Genomic DNA, 24182 nt, shown 5'->3' on the forward strand with positions numbered 1-24182 from the left:
CGTGGAGCCACACGTTGCCGACGGCGACACGGAGCGATCGCAGGAACCGTTAGATACGGGGATCGGTCAGTGGGCGCTCGAAGCGGCGATCGGGTTTGACGAGGCGTAGTGCTCATCACCTCGGTTCAGCTCATCTGTGCAGAGCGAATCGGAGGCGCCGGGGTGAACGTGCGGTTGTCGCGCAGCAGGGCCCAAAGCACGCTCACGCGTCGTCGGGAGAGAGCGAGGAGCGCCTGCGTGTGCTTGTACCCTTCGCTACGTTTCTTGAGGTAAAGGTCGCGGTTTGGTCCTTCGCGGATGACGGAGGTCTGCGCTGAGAGGTAGAGCGAGCGGCGCAGATGTCGGTTGTACCGCTTCGGCCGGTGCATGTTCCCGGTCCGGCGTCCGGAGTCGCGCGGAACGGGTATGAGCCCGGCCGCTGCGGCGAGGTGGCCGTCGTCGGCGTAGTTGTCGAGTGGCCCGGCTGCGGCGAGGAATTCGGCTCCGAGGATCGGACCCATCCCGGGCATCGATTCGATGATCTCGGCCTGCGGGTGCGCGTGGAACATCGTGGTGATCTGGTTCTCCAGCGTTCGGAGACGCTTGTCGAGGGCGATGATCTGCGCCGCGATCGTCTCGTTCCCGATTTGCGTCTGTTGTCCGCTCGCGGCCTCGAGAGCAGCCTCCGCGACCGCCGGCGCGCCTTGCACGCCGCGGCGAGCCAGCCACTTCGTCAGGCGCACCTGCCCCATCCGGCGAAGCGCGGTGGGCGTCTGGTAGCCGGTGAGGAGGGTGAGAGCGCCCTTGTGTTTGGCGTAGTCGAACGCGCGGTCAAGGCGGGGGAAGATGCCGGTCAGGACGTCGCGGAGCCGGTTGAGCATGCGGACGCGATCAGCGACGAGATCGCCGCGATGTGCGATCAGGAGCTTGAGGTCGGCAATGATCTCGACCGGCAGCCTGATTGGGGTCAGGTCGTGCCGGTGCCGCGCCGTCTCGGCGATCACGTAGGCGTCGCGGGCGTCCGTCTTCGCTTCGCCTCGGTATGCGCCGGCCATCCGTTTGACGATCCGTCCGGGGACGTACAGCGCGGACTGTCCGTGGCTTGCGAGCAGCGCGAGAAGCAGCGCAGACGTGGTGCCGACGATGTCGACTGCCCAGGTGAAGTTCTCGCCGAGAGTAAGCACTTCGGCGAGCGGGTCGAGGATCGCACTTTCGTCGTTGCTGACCTTGCGCGACCAGAGCATCGCGCCCTGGTCGTCGATCGCTGTCACCCAGTGATGCGCCTTTCCTGCATCGATGCCCACCCAGATGTGAGCTTGTCGATCGTTCAACCCGTCCTCCTCAGTCGTGATCTGCCTCGTGTAAGCCCGAGGAGCACCCAACCGTCATCTCCGTAAACAGCGACCGAAACGCACATCTCAATTAGCGGCCAGGGGCACCCCAGAGGACCGGACGGCCACTCCTGCTGAGCCACACGATCGGCGACGACAGATAAGCCCCATCCGGCCCCCTCGGGCCGCCACCAAACTTACGGAGACGACAGATGAGCACCAGGACCATCACCGGCAACCTCGCCGCCGACCCCGAGGCCGTGCAGGCGGGCCGCGTGCAGATCGTGAAGCTGCGCGTCATCGAGAACACCGGCGAATACCGCGCGGGGGAGTGGACCCCGCACGACGCCCCGACCACGCATTACGTGGAAGCGAAGTTCGAACTCGGCGAGCACGTCCTCGCCTCCCTCCACAAGGGAGACGCCGTGATCGTCGTCGGCTACGAGCGCACCGTCGCCTGGGGAGAAGGAGAGAACCGCCGCACCGGCCGCGTCCTCGAAGCCGACGCCATCGGCCCCAACCTCACCCGCGCGACCGCCGTCGTCACCACGACCACCCAACGCGCACCCCGCCGCCGCGCCGCCTCCGCGGCCGAGTAGGACTCGGTCCTCCGAGATACTCCGCCATCCGCCGCAGAGTTCGCCGTTCTACGGCCTATATTCGCGGTTCTCCGTAGAGGACGGAGGCGGTCCGGGGTTGGGCTGCTGGAAGCTGCCCACGCCCAGAGCGGCGAGTCCCGCGGACACCGCCGCGCCCAGAAGGCGGAAGACGATCACGAATGCCTTTCCGACGAACTTCAACACGTTTGCCATCACGAGACCATCGCTTTCCGGAACTGATCGCAACGCTAGTGGTTCCGAGCGAATCCCGGTGGGTTCTACTCCCAGCCGTTCGCGATCCGGACCGCGTAGAGGATGACGTGATCCTCCGGGATCGCTGCGCGCACTTCCGGTATCACCGCGGCGCTCGTCGCCGCGTTGCTGCGCACCACCGTTGATGCCGATTCCGCGCGCGTCCGGTGTGCCAGTTCCCACATGCCTCCATCGTCGCATCCGACGCTGACACGACCCGCTCGAGCGTGGGGGCCGGCGGCGCCGGCCCGTGAGGGGCGACCCCCTCACGCTCCCCGGTGTCCCGTTCCGGGGCGCGAGCTGCACTCGCGCAGCGGCGACGGAGCACCGCCAATGGGAGGCCGCGATGCGGCCCGTTCCATCCGTTTTCCTTACCTTGTTGCTCGGGCGGTTTCGGTGCAGTCGTAGTGTGTCGATCGTCCGAGGACGGCGGGTAGGGCTCCTGCGTTTTGGCCGCTGTGACGGCTTGTGAAGAATGGCCGCCCGCCGTCCACCCGATGGTTCGACCGCTAATTGAGAGAAGCGACCAGATCGCTGCGTAAGGAAAAGTCGGCGCGACCATCACCACCACCTGACGTTGCGAAGGGAGCGGCCATGCCGCAGATCTGGGCCGGGATCGATGCGGGGAAGGGGCACCATCACTGCGTGGTCATCGACGCAGACGGCGCCAAGCTTCACTCCGCCCGCGTCGCCAATGACGAGGCGGCGCTGCTCGAGCTGATCGCTACTGTCACGGATCTCGCCGGCGGCGACGAGTGCCTGTGGGCGATCGATCTCAGCAGTGGGGGAGCGGCACTGATCCTCGGGCTCCTCGCCGCTCACGCTCTGCCGGTCGTCTACATCCCCGGCCACGCCGTGCACCACGCGGCGAAGGCGTACCGGGGTGATGGGAAGACCGACGCGAAGGACGCGGCGATCATCGCCGACCAGGCGCGGATGCGCTGCGACCTGCAGGTACTGACGGTCGAGGATGAGACGCGCATCGAGCTGCGCGCGCTGACCGCTCACAGGAAAGACCTCGTCTGCGACCGTACCCGCGCGATCAATCGGCTTCGCGGGCACCTGCTCGAGTACTTCCCGGCGCTTGAGCGCGCGTTCAACTACTCCGCCAGCCGAGCCTCGCTTCTTCTGCTCACCGGCTATGCCACACCGGACGCGATCCGGAAGATGGGGGAGTCCCGCCTGGCGCGGTGGCTTCGCGCACAGGGCTGCCGGACGGCCGTCGCGACCGCCGCCGCCGCGGTCACCGCGGCGAAGAGCCAGCAGAGCGTGCTTCCTGGCCAGGCGATCGCAGCTGAACTCGCGCGCCGGCTCGCGCTCGATGTCATCGCTCTCGAAAGCCGCATCGCGGAGATCGACCAGCTCATCGCCGCACGGGTCGAGAGCAGCCGTGCCGCTGAGCTCTTGCGCTCGATGCCGGACTTCGGTCCGTTGCTCGCGGCCGAGTTCCTTGCGTCGACCGGCGCTGACCTCAGCGTCTACGTCAGCGCCGATCGGCTCGCCGGCGTCGCCGGTCTCGCTCCGGCGCCGCGTGACTCGGGCAAGATCAGCAGCAATCACCACCGGCCACGCCGCTACGACAGACGGCTGCTGCGCGCCTGCTACCTCGCAGCGATGGTCAGCGTGCAGCAGAAGACCGAGTCGCGAATCTTCTACGACCGCAAACGTGGCGAGGGGAAGTCGCACAAGCAGGCCATCCTCGCCCTCGCCCGACGGCGTCTCGACGTCATCTGGGCGATGTTCCGCGATGACCTCCCCTACAGCTCACCCGTCGATGGCTGTCAGGGCGCTGCGCAGGCCGCCTCTAGCCCCACACGACTTCGTCAGCTACCGGAACCTACGCAAGGTGGTTCCCAGTTGAACGACCGTTGGTTCGTTCCAATATCTTCCTAACCGGAGTTTGTCGCTTCCGCACCTGGAACTGGCGCCCGAGCTCCGTCCAATGCGTCCATCGCCCGAACGCCCACTCTTCGCGGAATACATCCATTCGAAGGTGCCGTCCGCACCACTGAGCGGCGAGGTCGGCCAGTAGCTCCGGAGCCGCGGGTGCGCCCGTCACCGTGAGGTCTCGGAGCGGATCCGCGCCGTGGTGATCAGCGACCAGCCATCGGTCTCCCCACGAGCCTTCAAGCAGGGGAACCCCGTGGTAATCCTCAGTGCACCCCACCCAGAGCACCGTCATGCCGCCGGATAGACCCGGCACGTCGATACGAGCCCAGACGGTGTCGGGCGAAAAGTCAAAGCTGGTGTCGCTCGGCTGCACGTCCGTATCCCATGCGGCAGCGCGAAGGCTCAATCGCGTCAGGAACGCACGGGTGAACGGACTTGTGGATGGAAGTAGCTCGTCCATCGAAAACCACTCGGCCGTCGTCATCATCAGATTATGCGTCACTTCGACCAGCGGGGGCGCAAGACCGGCTGGCGCTGGCTGATGGAGCCTGCGGCACTGTTGACAACCTGATTGAAATTCTTCACCTCTCCGCGGTTCCAACCTATTTCGCTCCACCGGCTGCGTGCCACCGATCCCGGACGCGCCCTACGGGCTTATTTCGCCCGTGATCGGTGTCACTCCGCCGGCTCCACTCAAACGGTTTTCCCCGCCGGAGAGGCAAAGAAAAACGATCAGCCAGGAGCAGGAGCAACACACATGGACACCCTCGAAGCGATCCTCCGTGACCAGACGGTCACCTACCTCGTCCGCAAGAACATCCTCTGCCCGCGCACCGGGGCCGTTCTCGACTCGCGCACCTGTGTCGTCTTCAACGACGCGGACGGGGATCCCGCGGTCGTCATCTCGCCCGAGGGCTGGCAGCAGATCGCGAAGGAGCCCGCCACCCTCGACCGCCTCGCGGAGCGCGGGATCACCGTCGACATCAACACCGCGCTGGCCGCAACCCGCTGAGAGGAACAGACCATGTACCGCACCGACACCGACACCGGCCTCGCGACCCCCGATCAGGTCGCCCTCATCATCACCGACCAGCGCGCTCACTGGGACCAGAACGCCGACGACAGCGACGACGTGATGCTCGCCGCCGTCCGCAACGCCCACGCCCTGCCGGGCGCCGAGCCCGTCGAGGACGACGGCTCCGCCCTCGCCGCCGCACTGATCGCGTTCCTCACCCCGGACCCCGCCCGCACCGCACCGGTCATCGACGCCGACACCGGATGCGCGACGCCCGAGCAGATCGGCCTCATCGTCGCGTTCGAGCGCAACTACTACGAGGAGCACGAGAGCTACAGCACCGAACGGCTGCTCGCGGGCGTCCGCAACACGCTCACCCTCCCCGGGGTGTGGGTGCTCGGAGGGTTCCCCGTCCGGGAGGACGGCACCGACCACGCCGCCGCGCTGATCGCGTTCCTCATCCCGGCGGTGACTACGTGATCGAGCGCAGCCGTGTCGATGAGCGGCCCGGGGCCGCGCGCGCGGCTCATCAGCTCTCGCGCCTGTCCAGCGGCCGACTCCAGCAGGAGGCCGACCGTGTGCGCCTGCACGGCGAGCGGCTGACGGGGCTGAGTCGGAAGACGAGCCGCCGCCTGATCGAGCAGGAGGAGGCGATCCGAGCGAACCGGATCGCCGCGGCGGACAGCGCCGCTGAGCGGCGGCTCATCGTCGGAGTCGTCATCGCGACGGGCGCTCTTCTCGCGGTCGGGCTGCGGCTGATCCTCACCTCAGGGCAGCTCCCTCCTCTGTTCTGACGAGCGGGCCGCGCTGACTTGTTGTCATGCTTACAAGTCGGACCTCGCCCACCGTCCCGCCTCCGCCCGCGCATCCCGTCAGGGCGAGCAGCAGTGCTCCTGCCAGTGCGATCCCTGCGGTCGTCCGCCTCATCGTGTCCCCCGATCACTCCGCCGCGGCACGTCGCCGGGCGCGTCACCTCGACGCCAACAGCAGCCGCCCGCCCGGACGGAGTCGTCCTGGCGGGCGGGCAGCCCCCGTCCCGGTCACGCGCGCGGGATGACCACCGAGACGCTCGCGCGCGAGGCGCCCGAGACAGCCGTGACCGTGCCGGTGCCGGCGGCGATCGAGCTCTTGCCCGTGCGGAACACCTTGGTCACCGTGGCGCCCGGGGCGACCGCGGCCGAGGACGCCGTGCCGTAGGGCGTCACGACGGTCAGATCGGCGGCCGCGCGGCCGGTGTTCGTCGCCGTCACCGTGACGACGACCTTCCCGAGGATCAGCCGCGAGGTCGCCTTCGCGGTGACGGAGGCGCCGGGCGCAACGCTCGCTCCGGCCAGCGCCGTCGTCACGCCGTCGACGCGCGCGGTGATCGAGACGGTGCCGGCGGTGGAGCCGGTGCGGATCCGGGGGAGCGCGGCGACGCCGTCGGCGCCCGACAGCACCGCGGCGGTCGTCGCTCCGCTCTCGAAGGCCGCCGGCCCGGTGATCGCGAAGCCCACCGAGCGGCCCGCGAGGGCGCGACCGGAGGAGTCGCGCACCAGCACGGACTGCGCGAGGTCGCGCGTCGTCGCGGTCGGCACGCTCTGCAGCGTCCCGCGCGCCTCCGCCGAGGCCGCGAGGGCGATGCCGTTCACCTCGATCTCGGCCACGCCCGTGGACCCGCCGTACTCGCCGGCTCCCCACGCCGTGAACACGAGCCGCAGCGCCGTCGTGGTCACCGGAGCGAACGTCGCGCGGTTCAGCACGTCGCGCTCGCGGCCGGGAGCCGCTCCGCTCACGGGAGTCCAGACGTCGCCGACCAGGTGCTCGACCCGCCACGACCGCGCGGGGATCAGCCCGCGTCCGTCGGCGTCGGCCGCGTCGCTCGCGAACAGCACCGAGGCGCTGTCGACGGTCACGGCGCTCGGCCAGCGCAGCTCGACGTGCTGCTCTCCGACCCGGGGCCAGGAGCCCCAGATCGTCGAGGCGGCGCCGTCGGCGACCGCTCCGACCGAGGTCCACGGCGAGGTGTACGAAGCGCTCGTCGACGAGGCGAGCGGAGCGATGTCGCCGACGTAGTCGGTGCACGGCACGGTCACGGTGACCGTCGCGGTCCGGGTGAGCTCGTCGATCCGGTCGACCCGCACGGACATGCCGGAGTTGAGCACTGCGCTCTCTCCGGCGAGCACGAACTCGTTCGCCTCGCTCGCGTCGCCCGGACGCTCGAGCAGGTCGGCGGCGTACGGCTGGCCCGGGTTCGAGCGCAGGATCTGCACGCCCGAGACGTCGCGGCGCACCTGGAAGGGACTCGTGTACGCGCCGCCGTCGGACGTCGTGTCGGCGCGGTCGTTGTACTGCGCCCAGTAGCGGATGCCCGTGTCCTGCGGGTCGTTCCAGGTGAGCGCACGCCGGCCGGCGGGTCCGGCTCCGAGGGTGTCGAGCGTCGTGGTGCGGGGTGCGCCGCAGACCGGCTGGCGGGTGTTCGGCAGCGTGCCCAGGCGCGCCAGCGACGGGGACGACAGCGGCAGGAACGACCAGGCGCCGCCCATCACGTCGGTCCGGTTGCCGTACTCCTCGCGGCGGCAGTCCGCGGGCAGCGGGGTGGAGGCGTAGTCGCGGGTCGTGGCGCAGTTCACGCTGTAGGCGTGCGGCAGCGAGAGGTTGTGGCCGAGCTCGTGCGCGAGGAAGTACGCGTCCGGTCCGGGCTGGAACGCGCGTCCGCCGTCATCGGGATCGCCGGACTGCTCGCCGTTGGCCCAGTTCGGGCACGGGTCACCCTCAGGCACCATGGCGACCAGGTGCTTGCCCGGTCCGCGCTGCCAGCCGGTCCTCTGCGCGATCCAGTCCTGCAGTTCGCCCGTGTTCGTGCAGCCGATCGGCTGGTCGACGACCTGCCAGTCGACGACCTGGTCGAGCTCGAAGCGGATCGCCCCGCTGGTCTCGCGGGAGTAGAACCGGTCGACGAGGTCGAGGGCGCGGACGGCGTCGGCGGTCGTGTACCCGCCCGGGACGGTGCCCTGCGGAGCGACGAGCGCGATCGTCACGCGGTGCGTCTGCACCTGGGCGCGCGCCGGGATCTCGACGTCGACGAAGTCGGCGTCGAGGGCGAGGGCGGCCTGCTGCGTCGTCGCGTCCGCCTCCGGCTCGATCACGGTGGGCTCGGCGTCCGGAGCCGCGACGGGGCGGTCCGGAGCGGGAGCGGGAGCGGCGGGAGCGGGGGCCACCGGAGCGGCCGCCGCTGGAGCCGCGGCGGGCCCTCCGGCGACGAGCCCGGAGGCCAGCAGCAGTCCGGTGAGCGCTCCAGGGAGCAGGGCGTGTCGTCGTCGCATGGTCGTCCTCTGGGTCGGTCCTCGCTGAGTGCCCCGAGCGGCAGCAGGCGGGGGCACGAGCTCCCGCCGACCTCCTCGCCGCTGAGGAGTCGGCTGACGTTACCGTGAACATCCGTGCAGGAACGGGCAGATGTCCCTCCGCGGCGGCCCCTTTCCGGGTGGGGACCAGAAATGACGAAGGCCGGGAGCGGGACCCCGGCCTTCAGCGACGATCAGATCTCGGTGTGCCCCAGATCCGCCGCGTCCAGCAGTCGGATCTCGGTCTCACATGCAGGGGTCGCAGGTGGGGGAGGGCCGGCCTTCCAGCCGGCCCGCGAGGGGCGATCCCCTCACACTCTCTAATGATCTCGGCTGGCCTGGTGCCGGCTGTCAGGCTGGTTCTGGCTCGCTCGGGCGTGACTCATCACACTCTTGACCGCTGTGTCTTGCTGGGGACCTGTCCGGCCGAGCGAGCCAGTACCGGCGTGACGCTGCGATGGCTTGATAGAAGGTTGTCCGCGACTTCGGCCGCGTGACTCGTTAGAGAGATGCCTCCGCGGCGCATCCCACCTGGATGACCCCTGAGGAGAAGAGGCCGCATGATCGTCGCCCACCACTACGAATACGTCGTCGGAGTCGACACCCACGCCCGCACCCACACTTACGCGATCGTCGCCACCAAGACGGGCGAGATCCTCGGAACGAAAGCGTTCGCGGTGACGGCGGCGGCGATCGACAGAGCGATCGCCTGGGTGCGAGGCATCGCGGGCGGGTCGGTTCTGTTCGCGATGGAGGGTACGGGCTCCTACGGTGCATCGTTGGGTCGGGCGCTGCTGCGTGACGAGATCGTGTTTTGCGAGGTGCGGCCGCCGAAGAAGTCGAGCCGTGTCCGCGGCAAGACTGATGAAATCGACGCGATCGCTGCCGCGACCTCGGCGATGGGAATCGAGCTCGAGGCGCTGACTCGGCCGAAGGCCGACGGGCTGCGCAACGCGCTCCGAGTGACGCTTGATGCCCGCCGGGATATGGAAGTTCGTCGCACGAGCGCCCGGAACCAGCTCAACGCGTTGGTTCGTACCGCGGACTTCGGGCTCGACACGAGGCGGGCACTCACCGATCGCGGTGTGCAGCAACTCGCCAATCTGGACGCTAATCGTTCCGACGTGGCTGAGCGCATCATCCGCGCTGAAGCTGTCCGGTTGGCCTCGACCGTGATCGATCTTGGACGACAGATGCGACACAACCGCGAAGTGTTAGCTGAGCTGGTCGAGCTTCTCGCGCCCGGGCTGCAGCAGATCTACGGCGTCGGCCCGGTCACCGCCGCAGTGGCAGTCGCGGCATACTCCCACCCGGGCAGGGTGCGGAGCGAGGCTGCTTTCGCAGCTCTCGCCGGAGTGAACCCGATTCCGGCGTCATCGGGGAACACGACACGTCACCGGCTCAACCGTGGCGGTGACCGTCAGCTCAATCGCGCGCTCGACGTGATCGCTCGCGTACGGATGGTCTCCGAGGCGCGCACTCGCGCATACGTCGAGCGACGAACGTCAGAGGGCCGAACTGTCCGCGAGATCAGGCGCAGCGTCAAGCGATACATCGCACGTGAACTATTCAAGGCGCTACAGGTCCGCATGGTGTTGGGCACGTAGCCGTGTGAGTCGACGCCGAGCACGATACGAGGGCGCCTGTTCGGCCGTCTACGGGGCGTCAGGGGTGACGAGTCTTACGCGAGGGTCGTGGAGTCCTGATCATCTAAGCGGAACACTGCGCAGCGCGGCGCGGCCGCTGCGAAATCGGCAGCGCTCGCCTCCGGGCCGACTTCGAAGATCTGAGCGGCGACTTTTCGGCCCTGGCTGTGCTGATGCCAGTACGCGCTGAGGATCGGGCCGCGCTGTTCAAGGGTCATCTCGGTGAAATTCACTGCCTCTCGTCGTCGGCCGCGCTGGATCTCGCCACGGCCGGCAGCCCTCACGTTCTTGACCCAGGACATCTTCTGTCCGGCGACCACGTACCGAGCCCCGTCCACGACAACGATCGAGACGGGTGTGGAGCGCGGCTCGCCGGAGACTCGGCCGACCACGGTCAGAACATGCGGAGGACCGGTGGTGATACCGATGTTGTTGAGGAACACGATCACCCTGTTGGCGTACTTCAGGAACGGGGGAAGGTTCTTGTCTTGTGGCATGTCCTACGACCTCGCTTCAGAACACGCGGCCCGTCGGGCTCGCTGCGGCGTCCAGTATCCACCGGGACCCCGTCGACTCCCTGACCGGCGCCGTGGGGTCTCAGGCCGAGACGACGACCGACCGCTTCATCGCGTGTTGGGTCTTGACTCGAAGCCATAGAAGGGTCCCCCGGGGAGCATGGCTTTAGTGGAAGTTGATCGTGGAGGGCGCAGGTGCCTTCCACGACTCTTCCTGATACGAGTGCGGGTCGTGAGCCTCGCGGGGCGGCTCCCCGAACGGATCCTTCGGCAGCGCCGTCGGCGCTGTGGTGAACTTCGCGCGGAGCGATGCGGCGATGGAGCGAATGCGGTAGATCACGGCGTTCATGTCGTTCTCCCGTTCGGGGTGATTAAGCGTCACCTGCCCGAAGCCTACCGACGTCGTTTCTCCGGCGGGGCGCGAGCTCCGCACGCGCAGCGGTGACGGAGCACCGCCGGCGGGAGCCGCTACGCGGCCGGATTACCCGTTTTCCTTACCTTGTTGCTCGGGCGGTTTCGGCACAGTCGTAGTGTGTCGATCGTCCGAGGACGGCAGGTATGGCTTCCCTGTTATCGCCGCTGCGACGGCTTGTGAAGAATGGCCGCCCGCCGTCCACCCGATGGTTCGACCGCTAATTGAGAGAAGCGAACAGATCGCTGCGTAAGGAAACGTCGGCGTGACCATCACCGCCACGAGGGAAGTGAAGGGAGCGGCCATGCCGCAGATTTGGGCCGGAATCGATGCGGGGAAGGGGCACCATCACTGCGTCGTCATCGACGCAGCCGGCGCCAAGCTCCACTCCGCCCGCGTCGCCAACGACGAGGCGGCGCTGCTCGATCTGATCGCTACTGTGACCGATCTCGCCGGTGTCCCTTCCGCCTCAGTGCACGGCGTTCCGTGTCGCGTGGCCGGCGCTGTTCTCTGTCGCCCTCGCAACCCTCGTTCTCCTGGTCGTAGCGATGCGTCTCGGCACGCCCTCTCGCGCTCGATGGCAGTGGCTGATGCTCGGCTCGGGTGTCGTCGGCGCCGTCACCAGCTGGGTTCCGGCTCTGCGTACCGCCGTGATCGTCGGTTGAGCAGCACACGGCACGACTACACGAGCAGGTGTTCCGCAAAGGGATGGTTTACCGGTCGCAGGGGCACCGCCTCACATTGGCGGCTACTGTCCGGCGATCATCGCGAGGGAGGGCGCCCGGCCCTTCTCGATGTGGGTGAAGGCGATCGACTCGGCGAGGCGGTCGTTGCCGGCGCGGATCGCGTCGAGGAGGCCGTGGTGCTCGTCGGACTGCTGGCGCTGGTCGCGTGCGCTGGTGAGGTAGAACAGCCACGTCATCCGCCCAGTGACGGCGCGCATCAGCGAGGAGAGCAGGGCGCTGCCGGCGACTTCGACGATTGCCTCGTGCACGACGGTCGAGGTCTCGGCGACCTCGAGCCAGTCCTCGCTGTCGAGGGCACGGTGCTCCGCGTCGATCGCGTCGAGCAGCGGTTGCAGTGACGCACCGGCGGCGACGGCCTGTGCGGCCAGCCGCGCGGCGAGGGTCTCGAGGCTGAGTCGGACGTCGAAGAGTTCGACGACGTCCTCGATGCTCCACTGGGCGACGCGGGTGGAGCGGCGTGGGAGCATCCGCACGAAGCCCTCGTTGGCCAGCTGCGGCACGGCCTCGCGCACCGGCAGTCGTGAGACGTGCAGCTCGGCGGCCAGTGAGGCCTCGACCAGCCGCGATCCCTGCGAGTGCTGGCCGAGGATGATCTGCCGGCGCAGCGTCCGGTAGGTCTGGCTGGCGAGCGACTCCTCGGTGCTGGCGAGTGTCATGACGGTCCTCCTCGCGACGCCGGTGCGACCATTCAACACGCTCGGCCCCGCCTGTGCGGTCCGCCGGCCACCGCGCTCGGCCCCGCGCTCAGCCGCCGGGCCAGCTGCGCTCCTTCGGCAGCGGGCGGGCGTAGCTGTCGATCCGGCTGGTGCCGAGCTGCTGCCGGACGAGCGTCTCGACGAGCGCGGCCGCCGCCGCGACCCCGTCGACCACCGGCACGGGCAGCCGCGCGCCGACGTGCTCCTCGAGCCCCGCCATCCCCGCGCAGCCGAGGCAGATCACCTCGGCGCCGCGGGCGATCGCGCGCTCGCCCGCCGCGACGAAGGCGTCGAGGGTCGCCTGCGGATCCTCCTCCAGCTCGAGCACGCCGAGGCCGGTGTCCTCGATCGCGGCGCAGTGCGCGATCAGGCCGGCGGTGGTGAGGCTGTCCTCGATCTGGCCGACCGCGCGGCGGACCGTGGTGACCACTCCGTAGCGGCGGCCGAGCAGCATCGCGAGGTGCGCGGACGCCTCCGTGATGTCGACGACGGGCACGTCGAGCAGCTCGCGGGCGCCCTCGCGGCCGTGCTCGCCGAAGCCCGCCATCACGACGCCGTCGATGCCGGCCGGCAGCCGCTCGAGGGTGTGCAGGACGGCGGCGGCGCTGAGGAAGCTGTCGTACCAGCCCTCGGCCGAGGCGACGCCCCAGCTCGGCGTGATCGCGACGATCTCGGTGCCCGGCCCGACGGCGAGCCGGGCGCGGGCGGCGGCCGTCTCGGTCATCGACTCGGTCGTGTTGCAGTTGACGACGGCGATGCGCATCAGCGGCCCGCCGCCGCGGGGACCCCGGACAGGCGGATCTCGCTGCCCGCGTCCCGCAGCCGCGCCAGATCGATCAGCGCGGCGGCGACCGCGAGGTCCTGCGCGGCGAGGCCGACGGAGTCGAACACGGTGATCTCGTCGTCCCGGGTGCGGCCGGGAGCGGTGCCGGCCACGACGTCGCCGAGCTCGAGCAGCCCGGCCGCCGCGTCGAGGGCGCCCTCCGCGATCGCGAGGACGAGGTCTCCGGACTTCGCCCGCGCGGTGGCCGCGCTGTCGACGACGAGCGTGCCGAGCGCCATCGCCGCGGAGTCGAGCTCGCGGTGCTCCGGCCGCGGACGGGCGCCCACGGCGTTCACGTGCTGGCCGGCGTGCAGCCAGGCGCCGCGCACGATCGGCTCGACCGACGGCGTCAGCGTGCAGAGCACGTCGGAGTGCTCGGCGACGGCCCGCGGATCCGCGGCGCGGGTCACGGGGCGCCCCACCGCCTCCTCGAACCGGTCGAGCGTCGCGTCCGACCGCGACCAGACCACGATCTCGTCCAGGTCGCGCACCGCCCGCAGCGCGCGTACGTGCGCGACGGCGAGGTTGCCGGCGCCGATCAGCCCGAGCACCCGGCTGTCCGCCCGGGCGAGGTGCCGGGTGGCGACCGCGGAGGCGGCGGCGGTGCGCGCCCGGGTGATCAGCGCGCCGTCCAGGACGGCCACGCACTCCCCGGTGAGCAGCGAGGTGACCAGGATGGTCGAGCGCTGCGTCGGCAGCCCGCGCGCTGCGTTTCCGGGTAGGTCCGCCATCAGCTTCACGGCGGCCAGGCCCAGGGCATCGGAGCGGACCGCCATCGGGAGGATCAGCCCGTCGTCCTCGCCCGCGAGGGCCGTCGGCGCGCCCTGGTGCAGCGCCCCGGAGCCGAGGTCTGCGAACACCTGCTCGACCGCGCCGAGCACGTCGACGTCGGGGAGCAGCCCGGCGATCTGCTCGGAGGCGAGGACGAGCGTCATCAGCGCGCGCCGACCGTCGCGCGGCCGGTCAGCTCGGCGAGCGAGGGGGCGCGGGTGACGAGGCCGGCCTCGGCGAGGATCCGCATCCAGCGGTCGGAGGCGGCCTCGTCGATCACGGTCGTGTCCCAGACCCCGCCGGCGGCCATCTCGTCGGCGGCCTCGTGCAGGAGCGCCGAGTCGCGGTCGGGCCAGCGCGCGGCGAGCACCGCGTCGATCTCGGCGCCGGCCTCACCCGCGGTGATCCTCTGCATCGCCGTCTCGATCGCGTCGACGAAGCGCTCGGTGCGGTCGGCGAGCTCCTCGACCCGCTCGGTGCGGGTGTAGTAGACGCTGTTGGGCATCACGCCCGCGTCGAGGTGGCGGAAGACGATCTGCCCGCCGCCGGCCGCGACGAGCTCCTTCGCCGAGAGCAGGTCGAGCACGATCGCGTCGCCGAGGCCGTCGCGGTAGAGCTCCAGCATCATCGCCGTGGACAGGTCGCGCGCCCAGCGGGTGGCGGAGACGTCGAGCCCGGCCTCGCGGATCAGGCCCGCGGTGAACTCGAACGGCGCGCTGCCGCCGGCGCCCGGGGCGAGCACGACCTTGCCGGCCAGCCAGTCCAGCCCGACCGGTCCGGAGCCGTCGCGGGCCACGATCGTCATCGGGAAGCGGTGGTTGAGCTGGCCGACGACGGTCAGCTCGCGGCTCGTTCCGGCGTACATCCCGGGCACCCAGAGCCCGCCGAGGGCGAGGTCGGCGGCGCCGGAGTCGAGGTCGTCGAGGACGCCGGTCCAGGGGTCGCAGGCGGTGGCGGTGACGGCGAGGCCGCGCTCGGCGAACAGGCCGCCGACGTCGGCGACGTACTCGGGGAGGTAGTTCAGTCCGTTGGCGGTGGCCGAGACGGTGAGGGTGTCCATGGTGCTCCTTGTGGTGCTGTCCGGTGGATGGTTGCGCCCAACGGTGCCGGAGCGCCAGGGGGCGGGGTGGGTCAGTGGGCGGCGGCGATCGCGTTCTCGTTGACGTCCTCGAGCGAGCGACCCCGGGTCTCCGGGGCGAAGCGGGAGGCGACGACGAGCACCGCGTACATCACGGCGGCGAGGCCGAAGACGCCGGCGAAGGCGAACGAGCCGTAGAGCGCGACCGCGAGGAACGGCATGACCGCTCCGGCGATGTTGCCGATGCCGTTGACGATCGAGGCTCCGGAGGCGCGGATCGCGGTCGGGAAGATCTCGGCGGTCCAGGTGGCGAGGGTCGTGTTGGTGACCATCGTGAAGAACTGGAAGAGCGCGCCGAGCATCAGGATCGCCCCGGTGCCGTTCCCGAAGCCGGCGAAGGCGAGCGCGGTGAGGCAGCCGAGGACTCCGGCGGCGCCGACGGCGGTGCGACGGCCGACGCGACCGGCGATCAGGGCTGCGGTGGTCGCTCCGAGGAGCGAGCCGATGTTCATGATCATCGTGTAGAGCAGGCTCTCCGAGACGGAGTAGCCGCGCTCGACCAGCAGGGTCGGCATCAGGAAGTTCAGCGTGACCTGCGACCCGAAGGCCATCCAGGACGCGACGCCAAGGGCGGCGGTGCGGCGGATCACCGGGCGGCTGAACACCGCGGCGGGCGAGGCCGACATCTTCACGGGCGGCAGGTCGTCCGGCGAGAGCTCGACGGGCGGACGGGCGGCGGTGGGGGTGAGCGAGTTCGAGGCGAGGATCGCGAGCGAGCGGTTCGCTTCCTCCGTGCGGCCCTGCGAGAGCAGCCAGCGCGGCGTCTCCGGCAGCTTGCGGCGGTAGAAGACGACCAGCAGCGCGGGGACGGCGAGGATCACGAACGACCAGCGCCACACGGAGTCGGGGCCGCCGAGCGGGGTCTCCAGCGGGCCGAGCAGCAGCAGGAACAGGCCGTAGGAGAGGAAGTTGCCCAGGCCCCCGGCGCCGACGTTGACGGCGCCGATCGCGGTGCCGCGGAAGCGGGTGGAGACCATCTCGGAGAGCATGACCAGGCCGATCATGAACTCGCCGCCGATGCCGATGCCGACGATCAGGCGGCTGACGAGCAGCATCTCGTAGTTCATCGCGACGGCGCTGAGCAGGCCGCCGAGCGTGTAGATCAGCAGGTTGAGGCTGAGCGAGAAGCGGCGGCCGTATCGGTCGGCGAGGTAGCCGGCCAGCACGCGGCCGATCAGTCCGCCGATGACCGTGGCGGTGTTGATCGTCGTGAGCTGGATGTCGCCGATCTGCAGCGTCTCCTTGATGTGGCTGCCCATGGCACCCACCGAGTTCTGCTCGAGGGTGTTGAAGAACTCCCCGGCGAGGATCAGTAGGAAGATCCAGAACTGCGCGCGGGTGAAGCCGATGGAGTCGAGGACGGAGGCGACCGTGTGTCCGGAGGCGGGCGGAGCGGTGGTGCGGGATACAGCTGACATGTGTAGCTCCCAGCAGGGCGAGGGGGGAAGCGGCTCCAGAGTGATGGTCACCGCGAGGACTCCTCTTTTGTATCCCAAACACCGTTTCGGGCAGGTTTCCACGATGCTACAACCTTCCTCTGAGCTGCAGTGACCGCGCAGAACCGCATACACCTCGAAACGTTCGCTGGCGGTGGTATACAAAAGGGCCTCGATGCGCGCAGGGGCTACATGGACCCGTAATGCGGGAGATGTGGGGCACGAGCCGCCGTCGTCATGCGTCTCACGACCCCGGCTGGCCGCGTCTTCAGGCCCCCCGAGGAGTAGGGGCGGCGACCTGAGATGCGAACCCGGATCGTCGCGCTCCTCGTTGAGCTGCGCGGGCGCCTTCTCGGCGAAGCTATCCGCCACCCCGCCGCTTCACCGTCGGGCCCGTCGTCACCGCAGCTGTCGTCGAGACCGTCGATCACAGCGTTCTTCCCACGCTCGTCCGCAGATCTTGAGCAGCGCCGGGTTCAGCTAATCCGGCGTCCCGTATGGGGATCGTTCACCGGTACACGCGCACGCAGTAGAACCGGCCGCGGGATCCCGCGGCGAGCAGTGTCCCGACAACCCCGCCCGATGAAGAGTCCCGCTGAGGCACCCCACTCGAAACGGTCCTCGTGGCGCCCCGACGAAGGCGAGCTGCTCCGCGGCGCCGCTGCCTGCGTGCTCCGTCCGGTCGCGACGGCGACGTGTTCCGGTGAAGCGACGCCGTCGGCGACCTGCGGGTCGGGCCGCTGCCGTCACTCGCCGAGCCTGAGGCGGCGCTCGGCATCGGAAGCGATCGCGGCGCCGCTCCCTCCGCCCGGCCGCTCGAGCAGCGGGGGAGCGCCCCCGGTCTCGTGGTGAACGTTCACGTATGGGCTCCACGCCGCACTTGTCCCGGCCCCTCCCGCCCGCCTAGCGTGGTGCGTGAACGTTCACGCCGACGACGCCGCGAAAGGGTCCCCATGACCGACTCCACCCCGACCACTCCTGCACCCGGCTGGGCGGTGCTCGGCCCCGGCAGCATCGCGCGCCGGTTCCTCTCCCAGCTGCCTGCGAGCGACCGCGGCGCCCGGCTCGTCGCGGCGGGCAGCTCCGATCCGGGGCGCGCCGCGGCCTTCGCCGCCGAGGCAGTCGAGCACGGCTTCGCGGACGCGACCGCCGGCGACTACGCCGCGGTCCTCACCGATCCGCGGGTCACCGCGGTCTACATCTCCACCGTGCACACGGGTCACGCCGCGCTCGTCCTGCAGGCGCTCGAGGCCGGCAAGGCCGTGCTCTGCGAGAAGCCGCTCGCCGTCAACCACGGCACGGCGATGGCACTGGTCGATGCCGCGCGCAGCGCCGGTCTGCCGCTGGTCGAGGCGTACATGTACCGCTTCCACCCGCAGACCGCCGCGCTGCTCGAGCTCGTCCGCGACGGCGCGATCGGCGACGTCGTGCACATCGACGCCTCCTTCTCCTTCCGCACCCCGTCCCGCGAGGGCCGCCTGTACGACGCCGCGACGGCCGGGGGAGGCGTCCTCGACGTCGGCGGGTACACCGTCACCGCCGCGGCGGCCGTGGTGCAGGCCGCGACCGGTGCCGCCGTCGCGGAGCCCGTCGAGTTCGACGCGAAGGGCAGCCTCGGCCCGACCGGCGTCGACGAGTGGAGCGTCGCCCGCGCGACCTACCGCGGCGGCATCACCGCGACCCTCCGCACCGGCGTGGCGCTCGACGACGTGAACGCCTTGACAGTCCACGGCACGCGCGGCCGTCTGCACGTGGCCGACCCGTGGTTCGGTGCGTCCGACGCGGGCATCGAGATCAGCGTCGTGGGGGAGGAGCCGCGCATCCTCACGTTCGAGGGGGAGAGCCCCTACGCGCTCGAGGCGGATGCGACGACCGACGCCCTGGTGGCCGGTTCGGTCGAGGCGCAGCAGATGACGCTCGAGGAGACGCTCGCGACGGCCCGCACGCTCGACCGCTGGCGCGCCGCGATCGGCCTGCGCTTCCCGTTCGAGGCCGAGACCGCGGACATCCCGACGGTGTCCGGACGGCCGTTGCGCGCGGCGTCGGACACCCCGATGCTCTTCGGCGAGATCCCCGGTGTCGGCAAGCGGATGTCGCGGCTCGTGATGGGTGTCGACAATCAGCCGGATCTGGCGCACGCCTCGGCGATCCTCGACGCGTTCGTCGAGCAGGGCGGCACCGCCTTCGACACCGGCTACATCTACGGCGACGGCGAGATGGAGGGCCGCCTCGGCCGGTGGATCCGCAACCGCGGCATCCGCGAGGACGTCGTCGTGATCACCAAGGGCGCGCACACCCCCTACTGCGATCCGGAGTCGCTCTCCCGGCAGCTGCTCGAGAGCCTCGAGCGGCAGGGCACCGACTACGCCGACATCTACCTGATGCACCGCGACAACCTCGAGGTGCCGGTGGGCGAGTTCGTCGACGTGATGGACGAGCACCAGCGCGCCGGGCGGATCCGCGCCTACGGCGTCTCGAACTGGACGCCGGCCCGCTTCGACGAGGCACAGGAGTACGCCCGCACTCACGGGCGGGCCGGGTTCCAGGCGCTGAGCGACCACTTCGGCCTGGCCGAGGCGTACGACGTGCCGTGGGAGGGCTGCGTCCACGTCACCGACCGGGCGTCGAAGGAGTGGCTGGTCGAGCGGCAGATCCCACTGCTGCCGTGGTCCTCGCAGGCCCGCGGCTTCTTCACCGGCCGCGCCCGCCCGGACGACACCAGCGACGCCGAGCTGGTGCGCTGCTACTACGGGCCGGACAACTTCGAGCGCCTGCGCCGGGCCGAGCAGCTGGCGGCCGAGCACGGCGTCGGGGCGACGGCGATCGCGCTGGCCTACGTGCTCGCACAGCCGTTCCCCACCTTCCCGCTCTTCGGGCCGCGGACGATCACCGAGCTGCGCTCGTCGATGCGCGGCCTGTCGATCGAGCTGACTCCGGAGCAGACGGCATGGCTCGACCTCCGCGCCTGAGCGGTGCCGAGGCCGGCGGCCGCGCGACGATCCACGACGTCGCGGCCGCCGCCGGGGTCTCCCGCCAGACCGTCACCCGGGCGATGAACGGCATGCCGGGCATCAGCGAGGAGACGAAGCGGCGGGTCCTCGACGCCGCGGAGCAGCTGTCCTACCGACCGTCGCGGTTCGGCCGCGGCCTGGTCACCGGCGGCGAGCACCAGCTCGGGCTCGTCGTCGACGACCTGCGGAATCCGTGGTCGCCGGAGCTCGCCTCGGCCGTCGTGCGGGTCGCGGCGGCGCGGGGCTGGAACGTGTCGCTCGCGGACGTGGGCCTCGCCGCCGACTCCGACCGGATGATCCAGGCGCTGGGCGCGCAGACCGACGCGGTGATCGGCACCTTCGGCGATCGTGCTGCGGAGTGGATCGAGCGGCTCGGCTCCGTGCCCGTCGTCGAGCTCGACCCGACCGGCGACCCGCTGCGTGCCGCGGTGCTGCTCGACCACTCCGACGCCGTCGAGGCGCTGGCCGATCATCTGGCGGGATCGGGCGTGAGGCGCCCGGTGGTCGTCGACGTCTCGCGGGATGCCCGGCCGAGCCGGCGAGCCGAGCTGCTGATCCGGGCCTTCTCCGCGCGCGGACTCCGGGCCTCCGTCGTCCGCGCCGAGGGCCCCACCGCCCAGGCGGCCGCGGACGCGACCGAGCGGATCATCGCCCGCCCACGGGTCGCCGACGCGATCGTCGCGTTCAACGACCTCTGCGCGCTCGGCGTGCTCTCCGCCTGCCGTCGGGCGGGCGTCGACGTGCCCGGCGACGTCCGGGTGGTCGGCATCGACGGCCTCTCGATCGGGCGGCTGCTCGCCCCGACGCTGACGACCCTCGCCGTCGACCTCGACGAGCTCGCGCGGCACGCCCTCGACCTCGCGGTCGCCATGATCGCCGGCGAGCTCCCGCGGGGCGGCCCAGACGTCCACCGCACCGTCCGTCACCAGCTGGTGCTCCGCGAGTCGGCCTGATCGCCCGCCGATCGCGCGGACGGACTCGCCCGCGTGCGCGGCGCGGATCTCCTCGTAAGCGGCTCGATACTCAGCCGGGCGATCCGGTCACCGGTCCGCGAGCTCGTCCAGCGCCGCGAGGATCTTCCTGCGGTCACGGTGCAGCTTCCACCAGCTGACCGTGTGGCGAGCGGTGATCAGGCCGAGCTCCACCAGGTCGCGGAGGCCCTCCTCTACTCGCCGCCCGCCCGCTCCCCGAACTCCACGAGCTTCGCGAACAGGTCCTCGATCAGCCAGCGAGTGTCGAACGCCTCGCAGACACGGATCGTGTGCGGCCCTGCGTCGGGCAGGAGCTCGCCGTCCGCGGAGAACCGCGGTGCTCGGCACTCCCGCCAGCGGCCGCCGGCGGGGTTCATCACGGCGCCGATCGCCGGGCTGTCGCCCAGCGACCGGAAGTCGAGCGGCCCGTACGGGATGGTGTCGTTGAACGCGATCAGCTGGTCCACCAGGTAGTCGCCGAGGGGGCTCGTGCCGCGGAGCCGCGTGCGGAGCTCGGCGTGCCCGACTCCGACTCCGGAGTACACGGGCATCGGGATCTGCCAGAGGGCGATGCCCGACTCGAGCACCAGGTTCGCCGCGTCGACGTCGTTGATCAGGTTGAACTCGGGGCTGTAGGCGGGAATCTCGTCGTAGGGCGGGCCGCCGACCCAGACGACCACGCCGTCGCGGGAGGCGATCGACGGCTCGAGCAGCAGGGCGGCGGCGACGTCGGTCAGCGGCCCGAGCACGGCGATCCACAGGCGGCCCTCGTCGCGCAGCGCCTCGGCCACGATCAGGCGGGCGCCGTCCGACGCCTCGGCGGGCAGGGCCGACTCGGCGCCGTCGACGACGGTCACCGTCGCTCCCGCCAACTCCACGATGCGATCGATCTCGGCGCGCGACTCCGGCATGCTCCCCGGCCGGCCGAAGTGCGCGGCGACCAGGCCGCGGACGTCGAGGGTCTCGGTCAGCAGCGCCTGGACGATCGCGAACTGGTCGTCGGCCTCGTTCGCGGCGTCGGTGCTGACGATCAGGCGGTGCGGGGGAGGCGGGGTCATGCGGACTCGCGCTGCACGAGGGTCGTCGCGAGGATCGGCTGCCGGTCGACGGGGCGGCCCTGGACGACGGCGACGACGGTCTCGGCGGCGACGCGGCCCATGTCCTCCAGGGGCTGGCGGATGGTCGTGAGGGTCGGATCCGAGGTGGTCGCGATGACGACGTCGTCGAAGCCGATCACGGAGACGTCGGCGGGGACGCGGCGGCCGGACGCCTGCAGGACGCGGATCGCGCCGTTGGCCATCAGGTCGGACGAGGCGAAGACGCCGTCGAGGTCGGGGTGGCGCTGCAGGAGGCGGGCCATCGCGGCGGAACCGCTTTCGAGGGTGAACTCGCCGTGCACGATCGGGCTGGAGTCGAGGCCGAGCCCGGTCAGCTCGTCGCGCCAGCCGCGGATGCGGTCGCGGGCGGGCTCCATGTCGTGCGGGCCGGCGATGATGCCCAGGCGCCGGCGGCCGGAGTCGGCGAGCGCGCGGGCGGCGAGGCGGCCGCCTCCGTAGTTGTCGGAGTCGATGACGATCGCGTCCTCGGGCAGGGCGACGCGAGGGCGGCCGACCCAGGCGATCGGCACGGGGGAGTCGGCCAGCGCCTGGGCGAGGTGGGTGATCTCGTGCTGGAGGATCACGATCGCGCCGTCGACGGCCCGCGAGCGGAGGAAGCGGGGGATGCGGTCGCTGTCGTCGTGGTCGGCGGGCAGCAGCACGGGCTGCACCTCGCCGGCGTAGAGGCCCTTCGCGGCGCCCTTCAGCACCGAGGTGAAGAACGTCCCGGTGAGGCTGTCGAGCTCGTTGAAGGCGACGATCAGGGCGATGGCCCCGGCCCGCCCGCCGCGGAGCATCCGGGCGGCGCTGTTCGCCTCGTAGCCGAGGGACTTCGCGGCGCGCTCGACCGCGGCGGTCATCCGGACGTCGACATTGGTGCCGCCTGCGAGCACCCGGGCGGCGGTGGCGCGCGAGACGCCCGCGGCCTGGGCGACGTCCACCAGCGTGGGTCGAGTCATGCTGCTTCCTTCTGCGAGGGGAGGGTCCGGCTTCCGTGCCTCCCCGCGGAGCACGGTGGGGAGAGCGTCGGAGTGAAGACTCGCACGGGGCGGCGGGCGGCCGTCCGGAACTGCTCGATTTGCGAAACTTCCCTTTGATACTAGGCGGAGATCGTTATCTCGCGGAGACCGGTTCTCGCTTGCATCGTGCTCGAGGGCGGGTTAGGTTGGCCGCCAAGAGATCGTTCTCTGAGGCCCGCCCTCACCGAAACCCTGCGAATCCCCAACGAAGAGGAATTGTCGTGAAAAGAAGCCTGACGGCCGTAGCCGCCGCAGCAGCAGTAGTCGCGCTCACCCTGACCGGGTGCTCGTCCGGAGGGGGAGGAGGCGCCTCGGACGACCCGAACGCCGAAGCCACCTTCTGGTCCTTCACCGGCATCAACGCCAAGGACAGCGTCGACGAATACCTCGCGAAGATGCCCGACGCGAAGATCAAGCTCTCCGAGGTCGGCAGCACGACCGAGACCGCCACCGCCCTCACCGCGGCCCTCGCCGGCGGCAAGGTGCCCGACCTGGTCATGATCCAGAACGACGACCTGCCCCAGTTCGTCGCCAACAGCTCGAACTTCCTCGACCTGCGCACCCTCGGCGGCGACGACGTCGCCTCGACCTACCTCCCGTGGGCCGCCTCCGCCGCGACCGCCGACGACGGCTCCGTCGTGGGCGTCCCGACCGACGTCGGCGGACTGGGCTTCGCCTACCGCGCCGACCTCTTCGAGCAGGCCGGCCTGCCGACCGAGCCCGACCAGGTCGCCGAGCTCTGGAAGGACTGGCCGTCCTTCATCGAGACCGGCAAGAAGTACACCGAGGCGACCGGCAAGCCGTTCGTCGACAACATCGAGACCAGCGTCTTCTTCTCGACCGTCAACCAGGTCTCGGAGAAGTACTACTCGCCCGACGGCGAGCTGGTCTACGACACCAACCCGCAGGTGAAGGACGCGTTCCAGGTCGCCGTGGACACCAAGGACGCCGGCATCAGCGCCGGCATCGCCGCCTGGTCCTCGGGCTGGGCCCCGGGCCGCGCGAACGGCGCCTTCGCCGTGACGATCGCCCCCTCGTGGATCCTCGCCGGCATCAAGACCGACGCCCCCGACACCGCCGGCAACTGGCGCGTCACCAGCGTCCCCGGCATCGGCGGCAACTGGGGCGGCAGCGTCATCGCCATCCCCGCCCGCGCCGAGCACCCCGAGGCCGCCTGGCAGTACATCAAGACGATGATGTCGGCCGAGGGCCAGACCGACCACTTCAAGGCCTCGGGCACGCTGCCCGCCGCCACCGAGGCGGTCGCCAGCGAAGAGGTCCAGTCGTACACCGACCCGTTCTTCGGCGACTCGAAGATCGGCGAGGTCATGGCGACCTCCGTCGAGCAGTTCCCGTCCTTCTACAACGGACCGGACACCACCCCGATCAACGGGGCGCTCCTCAACACCCTCGTCGAGCTGGAGGCCGGCAACGTGACCTCCGACAAGGCGTGGTCGACCGCACTCGACACGGCCAAGCAGGCCATCGGCGGCTGATCGCCCCACCCACCCGA

20 protein-coding genes and 2 pseudogenes are annotated in these 24182 nt (G+C 70.5%); 10 read left to right on the forward strand and 12 right to left on the reverse strand.

What is annotated here, in order from left to right; genetic code table 11:
- Positions 1 to 125: 125 nt before the first annotated feature.
- Complete coding sequence (locus C5C74_RS08380; protein ID WP_104351340.1) at positions 126 to 1310, reverse strand: IS110 family transposase; 1185 nt, start codon at positions 1308 to 1310, stop codon at positions 126 to 128.
- Positions 1311 to 1522: 212 nt separating this feature from the next.
- On the opposite strand from C5C74_RS08380, the gene C5C74_RS08385 reads away from it, so the two are divergent.
- Entirely contained in the window at positions 1523 to 1909 is a 387-nt protein-coding gene (locus C5C74_RS08385) for a single-stranded DNA-binding protein (protein ID WP_104226503.1), read from the forward strand.
- Between the two features lie 278 nt (positions 1910 to 2187).
- Here the strand turns inward: C5C74_RS08385 and C5C74_RS17380 are convergent, their stop codons facing one another.
- On the reverse strand, positions 2188 to 2346 hold the full coding sequence (locus tag C5C74_RS17380; protein ID WP_181134670.1) for a hypothetical protein: 159 nt from the start codon (positions 2344 to 2346) through the stop codon (positions 2188 to 2190).
- Positions 2347 to 2755: 409 nt separating this feature from the next.
- On the opposite strand from C5C74_RS17380, the pseudogene C5C74_RS08390 reads away from it, so the two are divergent.
- From C5C74_RS08390 to C5C74_RS08405, 4 genes and pseudogenes are all read left to right on the forward strand, one after another.
- Positions 2756 to 3922: pseudogene (locus C5C74_RS08390) on the forward strand (IS110 family transposase); the annotation flags it as partial.
- 886 nt (positions 3923 to 4808) lie between these two features.
- Positions 4809 to 5063 (forward strand): hypothetical protein, encoded by a 255-nt coding sequence (locus C5C74_RS08395; RefSeq protein ID WP_104351323.1) that lies wholly within the window; start codon positions 4809 to 4811, stop codon positions 5061 to 5063.
- A gap of 12 nt (positions 5064 to 5075) precedes the next feature.
- Positions 5076 to 5546, forward strand: a complete 471-nt coding sequence (locus C5C74_RS08400; RefSeq protein ID WP_104326317.1) for a hypothetical protein — start codon at positions 5076 to 5078, stop codon at positions 5544 to 5546.
- Positions 5543 to 5860, forward strand: a complete 318-nt coding sequence (locus C5C74_RS08405; protein WP_104260266.1) for a hypothetical protein — start codon at positions 5543 to 5545, stop codon at positions 5858 to 5860. Before C5C74_RS08400 ends, C5C74_RS08405 begins: the two co-directional genes overlap by 4 nt.
- Before the next feature lie 246 nt (positions 5861 to 6106).
- Here the strand turns inward: C5C74_RS08405 and C5C74_RS17385 are convergent, their stop codons facing one another.
- Positions 6107 to 8371, reverse strand: a complete 2265-nt coding sequence (locus C5C74_RS17385) for an Ig-like domain-containing protein (protein ID WP_181134671.1) — start codon at positions 8369 to 8371, stop codon at positions 6107 to 6109.
- A 578-nt stretch (positions 8372 to 8949) separates the two neighbouring features.
- Here C5C74_RS17385 and C5C74_RS08415 point away from each other — a divergent pair.
- Complete coding sequence (locus C5C74_RS08415) at positions 8950 to 9996, forward strand: IS110 family transposase (RefSeq protein ID WP_104225210.1); 1047 nt, start codon at positions 8950 to 8952, stop codon at positions 9994 to 9996.
- A 74-nt stretch (positions 9997 to 10070) separates the two neighbouring features.
- Here C5C74_RS08415 and C5C74_RS08420 read toward each other — a convergent pair whose 3' ends face one another.
- Both C5C74_RS08420 and C5C74_RS08425 read right to left on the reverse strand, forming a co-directional pair.
- Positions 10071 to 10532: a nitroreductase family deazaflavin-dependent oxidoreductase gene (locus tag C5C74_RS08420; protein WP_104225209.1), complete on the reverse strand. Its 462-nt coding sequence runs from the start codon at positions 10530 to 10532 to the stop codon at positions 10071 to 10073.
- Positions 10533 to 10716: 184 nt separating this feature from the next.
- Positions 10717 to 10932, reverse strand: coding sequence for a hypothetical protein (locus C5C74_RS08425; protein WP_146083041.1), 216 nt, complete (start codon positions 10930 to 10932; stop codon positions 10717 to 10719).
- 334 nt (positions 10933 to 11266) lie between these two features.
- On the opposite strand from C5C74_RS08425, the pseudogene C5C74_RS08430 reads away from it, so the two are divergent.
- Positions 11267 to 11416: pseudogene (locus C5C74_RS08430) on the forward strand (transposase); the annotation flags it as partial.
- Positions 11417 to 11710: 294 nt separating this feature from the next.
- Here the strand turns inward: C5C74_RS08430 and C5C74_RS08440 are convergent.
- The 5 genes from C5C74_RS08440 to C5C74_RS08460 all read right to left on the reverse strand — a co-directional run bounded on the left by C5C74_RS08440 (position 11711) and on the right by C5C74_RS08460 (position 16553).
- Positions 11711 to 12364 (reverse strand): GntR family transcriptional regulator, encoded by a 654-nt coding sequence (locus C5C74_RS08440; protein WP_104224667.1) that lies wholly within the window; start codon positions 12362 to 12364, stop codon positions 11711 to 11713.
- An 88-nt stretch (positions 12365 to 12452) separates the two neighbouring features.
- The gene (locus C5C74_RS08445) at positions 12453 to 13166 is read right to left on the reverse strand and encodes an aspartate/glutamate racemase family protein (RefSeq protein ID WP_104224668.1); all 714 of its coding nucleotides are present in this window, start codon (positions 13164 to 13166) and stop codon (positions 12453 to 12455) included.
- Positions 13166 to 14161: an ornithine cyclodeaminase family protein gene (locus C5C74_RS08450; protein ID WP_104351324.1), complete on the reverse strand. Its 996-nt coding sequence runs from the start codon at positions 14159 to 14161 to the stop codon at positions 13166 to 13168. Before C5C74_RS08450 ends, C5C74_RS08445 begins: the two co-directional genes overlap by 1 nt.
- Complete coding sequence (locus C5C74_RS08455; RefSeq protein WP_104327209.1) at positions 14161 to 15057, reverse strand: ABC transporter substrate-binding protein; 897 nt, start codon at positions 15055 to 15057, stop codon at positions 14161 to 14163. The genes C5C74_RS08450 and C5C74_RS08455 overlap by 1 nt, the downstream gene beginning before the upstream one ends.
- A gap of 71 nt (positions 15058 to 15128) precedes the next feature.
- Entirely contained in the window at positions 15129 to 16553 is a 1425-nt protein-coding gene (locus C5C74_RS08460) for an MFS transporter (RefSeq protein WP_104351325.1), read from the reverse strand.
- Between the two features lie 971 nt (positions 16554 to 17524).
- Between C5C74_RS08460 and C5C74_RS08465 the strand changes: the two genes are divergently transcribed.
- Together C5C74_RS08465 and C5C74_RS08470 are read left to right on the forward strand one after the other, a co-directional pair.
- Positions 17525 to 19540 (forward strand): aldo/keto reductase, encoded by a 2016-nt coding sequence (locus C5C74_RS08465; protein WP_104351326.1) that lies wholly within the window; start codon positions 17525 to 17527, stop codon positions 19538 to 19540.
- Complete coding sequence (locus C5C74_RS08470; RefSeq protein WP_104351327.1) at positions 19519 to 20535, forward strand: LacI family DNA-binding transcriptional regulator; 1017 nt, start codon at positions 19519 to 19521, stop codon at positions 20533 to 20535. The genes C5C74_RS08465 and C5C74_RS08470 overlap by 22 nt, the downstream gene beginning before the upstream one ends.
- A gap of 212 nt (positions 20536 to 20747) precedes the next feature.
- Here the strand turns inward: C5C74_RS08470 and C5C74_RS17820 are convergent, their stop codons facing one another.
- Entirely contained in the window at positions 20748 to 21611 is an 864-nt protein-coding gene (locus tag C5C74_RS17820) for a nucleoside hydrolase (protein WP_104351328.1), read from the reverse strand.
- On the reverse strand, positions 21608 to 22609 hold the full coding sequence (locus C5C74_RS08480) for a LacI family DNA-binding transcriptional regulator (RefSeq protein ID WP_104351329.1): 1002 nt from the start codon (positions 22607 to 22609) through the stop codon (positions 21608 to 21610). The genes C5C74_RS17820 and C5C74_RS08480 overlap by 4 nt, the downstream gene beginning before the upstream one ends.
- Before the next feature lie 281 nt (positions 22610 to 22890).
- Between C5C74_RS08480 and C5C74_RS08485 the strand changes: the two genes are divergently transcribed.
- Positions 22891 to 24165, forward strand: a complete 1275-nt coding sequence (locus C5C74_RS08485; RefSeq protein ID WP_104226495.1) for an extracellular solute-binding protein — start codon at positions 22891 to 22893, stop codon at positions 24163 to 24165.
- Positions 24166 to 24182: the final 17 nt, after the last annotated feature.

The organism is Rathayibacter sp. AY1E8 (assembly GCF_002931415.1).
Classification (GTDB): Bacteria; Actinomycetota; Actinomycetes; order Actinomycetales; family Microbacteriaceae; genus Rathayibacter.